At 67.0% G+C, this 6,712-nt stretch carries 6 protein-coding genes; all 6 read left to right on the forward strand.

Annotated elements, in window-relative coordinates; genetic code table 11:
- The first annotated feature begins 50 nt into the window (after positions 1–50).
- The 6 genes from FJ386_10580 to FJ386_10605 all read left to right on the forward strand — a co-directional run bounded on the left by FJ386_10580 (position 51) and on the right by FJ386_10605 (position 6,492).
- The gene (locus FJ386_10580; protein MBM3877153.1) at positions 51–779 is read left to right on the forward strand and encodes an HAD-IA family hydrolase; all 729 of its coding nucleotides are present in this window, start codon (positions 51–53) and stop codon (positions 777–779) included.
- A gap of 105 nt (positions 780–884) precedes the next feature.
- The gene (locus tag FJ386_10585) at positions 885–1,763 is read left to right on the forward strand and encodes a sugar phosphate isomerase/epimerase (protein MBM3877154.1); all 879 of its coding nucleotides are present in this window, start codon (positions 885–887) and stop codon (positions 1,761–1,763) included.
- A gap of 107 nt (positions 1,764–1,870) precedes the next feature.
- Positions 1,871–3,172 (forward strand): alcohol dehydrogenase, encoded by a 1,302-nt coding sequence (locus tag FJ386_10590; protein MBM3877155.1) that lies wholly within the window; start codon positions 1,871–1,873, stop codon positions 3,170–3,172.
- Positions 3,169–4,494 (forward strand): DUF5009 domain-containing protein, encoded by a 1,326-nt coding sequence (locus FJ386_10595; GenBank protein ID MBM3877156.1) that lies wholly within the window; start codon positions 3,169–3,171, stop codon positions 4,492–4,494. The genes FJ386_10590 and FJ386_10595 overlap by 4 nt, the downstream gene beginning before the upstream one ends.
- 91 nt (positions 4,495–4,585) lie before the next feature.
- Positions 4,586–5,866, forward strand: coding sequence for an amino-acid N-acetyltransferase (gene argA, locus FJ386_10600; GenBank protein MBM3877157.1), 1,281 nt, complete (start codon positions 4,586–4,588; stop codon positions 5,864–5,866).
- A complete protein-coding gene (locus FJ386_10605; GenBank protein ID MBM3877158.1) occupies positions 5,863–6,492 on the forward strand; it encodes a L,D-transpeptidase in 630 nt (209 codons plus the stop codon). The genes argA and FJ386_10605 overlap by 4 nt, the downstream gene beginning before the upstream one ends.
- The last annotated feature ends 220 nt before the right edge of the window (positions 6,493–6,712 follow it).

A 6,712-nucleotide genomic window follows, 5' to 3' on the forward strand; every position in this document is an offset into this window, starting at 1 on the left:
GGTTTCCGCGGACATCCGCGCCCGAAGCCGCTGCCGATGCCCGCTTGCCGATGCGCGCCGGGTGCCCCAATGTCGCGGCGATGTCTCCCTTGCGCCGGGTCCACGCGATCACGCTCGACGTCGGCGGCACGCTCATCGAGCCGTGGCCGTCGGTGGGACACGTGTATGCGGAGGTCGCCGCGCAGCACGGCGTGTGGCCGGTGGACGTGGACGAACTGAACCGCCGCTTCGGCGCGGCGTGGCGGGCGCGGCGGGATTTTCACCACACGCCGGCGGAGTGGTTCGACCTGGTCCGGCAGACGTTTGGCACCGAGGCGCGACGGCTGCCCGGAACGTTCTTTCCGGCGGTCTACGCGAGATTCGAGGAACCGGGCGCGTGGCGGCTGTGCCCGGACGCGCTGCCGGCGCTCGACGCGCTCGCTTCGCGCGGCGTGCGCCTGGGTGTGATTTCCAACTGGGACGAGCGGCTCGAACCGCTGCTGCGCGCGCTGCGGCTCCGGTCATTCTTCGAGGTCGTCACGGTGTCTTGCGATGTCGGCTTCACGAAGCCGTCGTCCGTGATCTTCGAGCAGGCGGTGCGCAAGTTCGGGTTGCCGGCGGGCCGCATCCTGCATGTGGGCGATTCCGCGCGCGAGGATGCCGAGGGCGCGAGCGGAGCCGGCTTGCAGGCGCTGCACCTCGACCGCAGCCGAACCACCGCGCCGAAGGACGGCCGCATCGCCGCATTGACGGAACTGGACGGGCTTGTCGGAGTCGCGGCGCCCGCGGGACGGCCGTGAATCACGCACCAAAGCCGAGGAGTTTTCCTTTGACTCCGCCGCGAGTTGGCGGTGCTATTCGCGCACCAATCAACCGCGCCCCGCGCGCATCACACAGCACCGGCCATGAACCTCGACCGACTCCCGCAACTCCTTGCCGCCTCGTGCCTGCTCGCTGCGCCCGCGGCGTTCGCGGCGAACGAAATCCCCGCCGGGCATCGCATCGGGCCGTTCGCCATCGGCGTCCAGGCTTACACGTTTAACCGGTTCAGCGCCTTCGAGGCCATCGAGAAGACGGAGGCCGCCGGCGGCAAGGTCATCGAGTTTTATCCCGGCCAGAGACTCAGCAAGGAGGAGCCGATGGTGAAATGGGGCCACGACGCGAGCGACGAAGTCATCGCCCGCGTGAAGGAGAAACTCGCCCGGCACAAAATCCGCGCCGTGAACTACGGCGTCGTGGCCATCCCGACCGACGAGGCGCAGGCCCGCAAGGTGTTCGAGTTCGCGAAGAAGATGGAACTCTATGCGATCACCACCGAGTCGGACGGCTCGATCGACATGATCGAGAAGCTCGTGAAGGAGTTCGACATCCGCGTGGGTTTTCACGAGCACGCGAAGCGCGCGAACAACCCGAACTACAAGTTGTGGGACCCGAACTACGTGCTCGGACTCGTGAAGGACCGGGACGCGCGCATCGGGGCGTGCGCCGACACCGGCCACTGGGTGACCTCGGGACTGCAGCCCGTGGACTGCCTGCGCATCCTCAAAGGCCGGATCATCAGCCTCCACCTGAAGGAACGTTCTGAAATCGGAAAGCAACTGCCCGACACCATCTTCGGCACGGGCGTCTCGAACATCAAGGGTATCCTCGACGAATTGCGCGCGCAGAATTTCAAAGGCAACATCTCCATCGAATACGAGAACAACTGGGACAACTCGGTGCCCGACGTCGCCCAGTGCATCGGTTTTGTGCGCGGGTATCTCGCGATGTTGCCCGCGAAGTAGGGCCGCAGCCGCGCCGCCGGCGCGACACGCCAACCCGCGCGCCCTGCCCCCCTCGCGACACGGGGCGCGGCGGCAGGATTGCATCGCTTGACCAACTTTCCGCGACGATGAGCGTCACGACTCCGCCACGCGACCGTGTCCATCCCCGCGCTTCGGCGGTTGCAATGCTCTGCGGAGTCGCGCTCCTCGCCGGTGCGATGCAACCGCAGGCTTCAGACTGGCCGCAATTCCTCGGGCCGACGCGCAACGGCATTTACCCCGGCACAAACCTTGCGCCGGCGTGGCCGAAAGACGGCCCGCCCGTGGTGTGGCAGAAAGCCGTGGGCCAGGGCTACAGCGGTCCTGTGGTCGCGCGGGGCAAACTCATCCTGTTCCATCGCCGCGGTGGCGAGGAAATCGTCGAGGCGCTCGACGCGCGCGACGGCAGGCCGCTCTGGGCGTTTCCGTATCCGACGAGCCACGTGGACCAGTATCCCTCCGGCGACACCGGGCCTCGCGGCACGCCTGCAGTCGAGGACGGGCGCGTCTTCACGTTCGGCGCCGAGGGCAGGTTGCACTGCCTCGACCTCTCGACGGGCGCGAAGCTCTGGGCCGTGGATGGCAAGCGGCAGTTCGGCGCGCGGCCCGGTTTCTTCGGGCTCGCCTGCTCGCCGCTCGTGGACGGCGACGCGGTCTTTGTGAATGTCGGCGGGCCCGGCGGCGCGGGCGTGGTCGCGTTCGACAAGGTCACGGGCAGGGTCTTGTGGCAGTCGAACGACGAGGAAGCGAGCTACTCGTCGCCCGTCGCGGCAACGCTTGGCGGAAGGCGGCTCGCGGTGTTTCTCACCCGCGGCAACCTGCGCGGCTACGAGACGAAGTCCGGCAGGCAGGCGTTCGAGTTTCCATTCATGCCGCCAATTCAAGCATCGGTCACCGCATCCACGCCGCTCGTGGCCGGCGACGCCATATTCATCACCGCGAGCTACGACCTTGGCGCGGCGGTGCTGCGCGTGACACCGCGCGGACTGGAGAAGCTGTGGGCGGACGACGACACGCTCTCGTCGCAATACGCGAGCGTCGTCGGGCGCGGCGGATTCATTTACGGCGTGCACGGCCGGCTCGATGTCGGGCAGTCGTCGCTGCGGTGTGTCGAACTGGCGACGGGCAGGGTGCGCTGGAGCCGCGACGGACTCGCTTACGGCACGCCCATCCTCGCCGGCGATTCGCTGCTCTATCTGATGGTGAACGGCGAACTGCTTCGCGCCGCCGCGTCTCCCGACGCGTTCAAGGAACTTGGCCGCGCGCAGGTGCTGCCGCTCTCCGCCCGCGCGCATCCAGCGCTGGCGGATGGGCTCTTCTACGCGCGCAGCAAGGACAAGTTGTTCTGCGTGGATTTGCGCGCGCCCACCGTTGGCGCGAAGAAGCCATGAGCGCGGGAGCAACTTCAGGTTCCGCAGCCCCGACCGCAGCCGATGCACCGGGTCAACGGCTCATGTCCCTCGACGCGCTGCGCGGGTTCGACATGTTTTGGATTCTCGGCGGCGATGTCGCCATCCGCACCGCGAGCACCATCACGCAGGCGCCGGGCGCCGACGCCTTCTCGCCGCTCGGCTGGCTGGCGGCGCAGTTCTCGCACAAGGACTGGGCGGGCTTTGCGTTTTACGACCTCATCTTCCCGCTGTTCGTGTTCATCGCCGGTGTTTCGCTCGTGTGGTCGCTCACGAAGGAACGTGAGTTGCACGGCCGCGCGGGCGCGCTGAAGCGGGTCGCGCGCCGCGCGGCGCTGCTGTTCCTGCTCGGCATCTTTTATTCCGGCGGCCTCACGCGCGAGTGGCCGGACATCCGCCTGCTTGGCGTGCTGCAGCGCATCGCGCTGTGCTACCTGTTCGCGGGCCTGATCTTCTGTTTCTTCAACGTGCGCGCGATGGCAGCCATCGCGGCGGGATTGCTGCTCGGCTACTGGGCGCTCATGGGGCTTGCGCCCGTGCGGGACATCCAGCTCAACAAGCCCGACCTCGCGAAGCTGTGCGAAAGCCGCGGCGACGCGAAGGGCGCGGCGCTCTTCCAGGATGCCGCGAATCCATCCGCCGCGAAGCACAGCGCGGCGTGGGCGAAGGCGCGAGAGATGTTTGACGCCACGACCGCGCGCACGGGCGGGACATTCGAGCCCGGCCGCAACCTGTCGAACCACCTCGACTTCCAGTTCCTGCCGGGGCGCAAATACGACACGTTCTACGACCCCGAGGGAATCCTGAGCACGCTGCCCGCGATCGTGACGTGCCTGCTCGGAGTGTTCGCGGGGCTGTTCCTGCGCAGCTCGAACTTCACCGACTCGCAGAAGGTGAATTGGCTGCTCGCCGCGGGCGCGGCGGGCGTCGCGCTCGGCTTCGCGTGGGGACTCGCGTTCCCGGTGGTGAAGAAGATCTGGACGTCGAGCTACGTGCTGGTGGCGGGCGGCTACAGCGCGCTGCTGCTGGCCGCGTTCTACTACGTGGTGGACGTGCGGCAATGGCGGACGTGGTGCCGGCCGTTCGTGTGGATCGGCGTGAATTCGATCACGATCTACGTCGCAAACAACCTCCTCCAATTCCGCACCGTGGCCGCGCGGTTCGCCGGCGGCGACGTGAAGAAGTTCCTCGACACGCGCCTTTCTGATGGCGCGGGCAACCTGTTCATCACGTTGCTGGGATTCGCGCTCATCTTCTGGTTCGTGCACTTCCTCTACAAGCGGAGGATTTTCCTGAGGCTGTAGGCGGACGGGACGGAAGGCACGGTTCAAACTCGACAACCGATCGCGCCCGTTCTACTTCTCTGCGCGTTCAGAAGCGCGACATCGAGCCAACGTGAAACCCACCGACCTTCGGGGCATCCTCCAATACATCCCGCGATTCCGCGAACGGACCTTCATCATCGCCGTGGATGGCGCGGTCGTGACCGACGACAACTTCCCGAACATCCTGCTGGACGTGGCGGTGCTGCGCTCGCTGAACATCCGCGTGGTGCTCGTCCATGGCGCGGCCGAGCAGATTCGCGTGCTCGCCGAGCAGCAGGACCTTTCCGCGTCGAATCTCGACGGCACCGGCATCACCGACGCCGAAACGCTCAAGCTTGCGCTCACCGCCGCGAACCGGCTCACCCACGAAATCCTCGAGGGGCTCTCGGCGAACGACCTTCGCGCCGCGTGCACGAACGCCATCATCGCGCACCCGATGGGCATCCTGCACGGCGTGGACCATCTCTTCACCGGCAAGGTGGAGCGAGTGGACACGGAGTTGTTGCAGACGCTGCTCGCGCAGGGCGTCACGCCCGTCGTTCCGCCGCTCGGCTTCGATGGCGACGGCAAGACGTATCGCGTGAACTCGGACGGCGTCGCGCTCGCGGTCGCCGAGGCGCTCAAGGCCAGCAAGCTCATCTTCATCACCACCGCCGACGGGCTCCTGTGCAACGGCGCGCTCATCCGGCAGACGCTCGTCGGGGACTTGGAGGCGATGCTTGCGCAGCGGAAGTGCGACTTCACGTCCGAGGCGACATCGAAGGCCAGCCACGCCGCGGCCGCGTGCCGCGCCGGCGTGCCGCGCGTGCACATCATCAACGGCTGCGTGGACGAAGGCCTGCTTGCGGAGGTCTTCTCCAACGAGGGCATCGGCACGCTCGTCTACGCCAACGAGTATCAGCAAATCCGACGCGCCCAGAAGAAGGACATCCGCAACCTGCTCCGCCTGACGAAAGGCGCGATGCAGACCGAGGAACTCGCCAAGCGCACGCGCACCGCGCTCGAGAAACACATCGGCGACTACTACCTCTTCGAGATCGACCGCAACCCCGTCGCCTGCATCGCGCTGCACGCGCATCCCGAGGCGAACAAGGGCGAGCTCGCGTTCCTCTACGTGAGCCCTTCGCACGAGAACCAGGGCATCGGGCGCAAGCTCATCCAGTTCGTCGAGAACAAGGCGCGCGAGTCGGGCTTGGCCGAGTTGCTCCTGCTCTCGACGCAGGCCTTCGCGTATTTTCAGAGCAAGGCCGGCTTCGTCGAGGGCACGCCGGATGACCTGCCCGCATCGCGCCGGGAGAAATACGAGCAGAGCGGCCGCAAGTCGAAGGTGCTGGTGAAGAAGCTCAAATGAGCGGCCCGGTGAAGCTTCCGCTGCCCGCGGGCGATGGCGGGGTTGCTTCTCCGCGCCTCTGGCTGCCGGGCGATTTCTTCCACACCGTCCGCCGGTGTGGATTGCAGTTCACCCGTGATGTGCTGTGGGTCCGTGTCCGGCGGCAGCTCCTGCTGCATGGCTCGCCGCTGCGTTTCAACAACCGCGCGCACCGTGACCGGCGGTTTCCCGATTACGTCCCGCTCGCGAAGCGATTCCGCGTTTCCACCTCGCGGTTCGGCATCGGCCAGGTTGCGGACTCGAACCGCACGCCGCTCGGCTTGCATCGCATCGCGCAGAAAATCGGCGGCGGCTGGCCCGTCGGCACCGTCTTCAAGGGCCGCAAGCCCGTCGGTTTCACCTGGAAGGGACTGCCCCTCGCGCCCATCACCACGCGCATCCTGTGGCTCGAGGGGCTTGAGCCGGGCTTCAACCGTGGCGGCAACGTGGATTCGTTCGCGCGCTACATTTACATCCACGGCACCGGGGACGAACCGAGCCTGGGCCGGCCCGCCTCGCATGGCTGCATCCATCTCGCAGCGGACGACCTCATGCCGTTGTTCGACGAACTCCCCGTCGGCACGCTCGTCTGGATCAGCCGCGAATGACGCGCGCTTGCGGTGCAACGTGAGGCCCCGCTGCCCCTGCGCGGTCAGAACTCCCGGTTCTTCCTTATGCCCGGCTGGGGCACGGGATACTTGCCGTCCGGGTCCGCCTGCACGGGCGCGGGGCTGTCGAAGGTGAACTTGTCCGCGCCCGGCGCGTATTCGTGCTCGTGGTTGAGGAACTCATCGAAGGTCACCTCCTGCCCGGTGTGCGCGGCGTAGC

The sequence above is a fragment of the Verrucomicrobiota bacterium genome, from assembly GCA_016871675.1.
Lineage (GTDB): Bacteria > Verrucomicrobiota > Verrucomicrobiia > Limisphaerales > VHCN01 > VHCN01.

Bases quoted from the DNA above. Each gene is read 5' to 3' on its own strand.
- FJ386_10580 (MBM3877153.1), top strand. From the start codon at position 51: ATGCGCGCCGGGTGCCCCAATGTCGCGGCGATGTCTCCCTTGCGCCGG.
- FJ386_10585 (MBM3877154.1), top strand. From the start codon at position 885: ATGAACCTCGACCGACTCCCGCAACTCCTTGCCGCCTCGTGCCTGCTC.
- FJ386_10590 (MBM3877155.1), top strand. From the start codon at position 1,871: ATGAGCGTCACGACTCCGCCACGCGACCGTGTCCATCCCCGCGCTTCG.
- FJ386_10595 (MBM3877156.1), top strand. From the start codon at position 3,169: ATGAGCGCGGGAGCAACTTCAGGTTCCGCAGCCCCGACCGCAGCCGAT.
- FJ386_10605 (MBM3877158.1), top strand. From the start codon at position 5,863: ATGAGCGGCCCGGTGAAGCTTCCGCTGCCCGCGGGCGATGGCGGGGTT.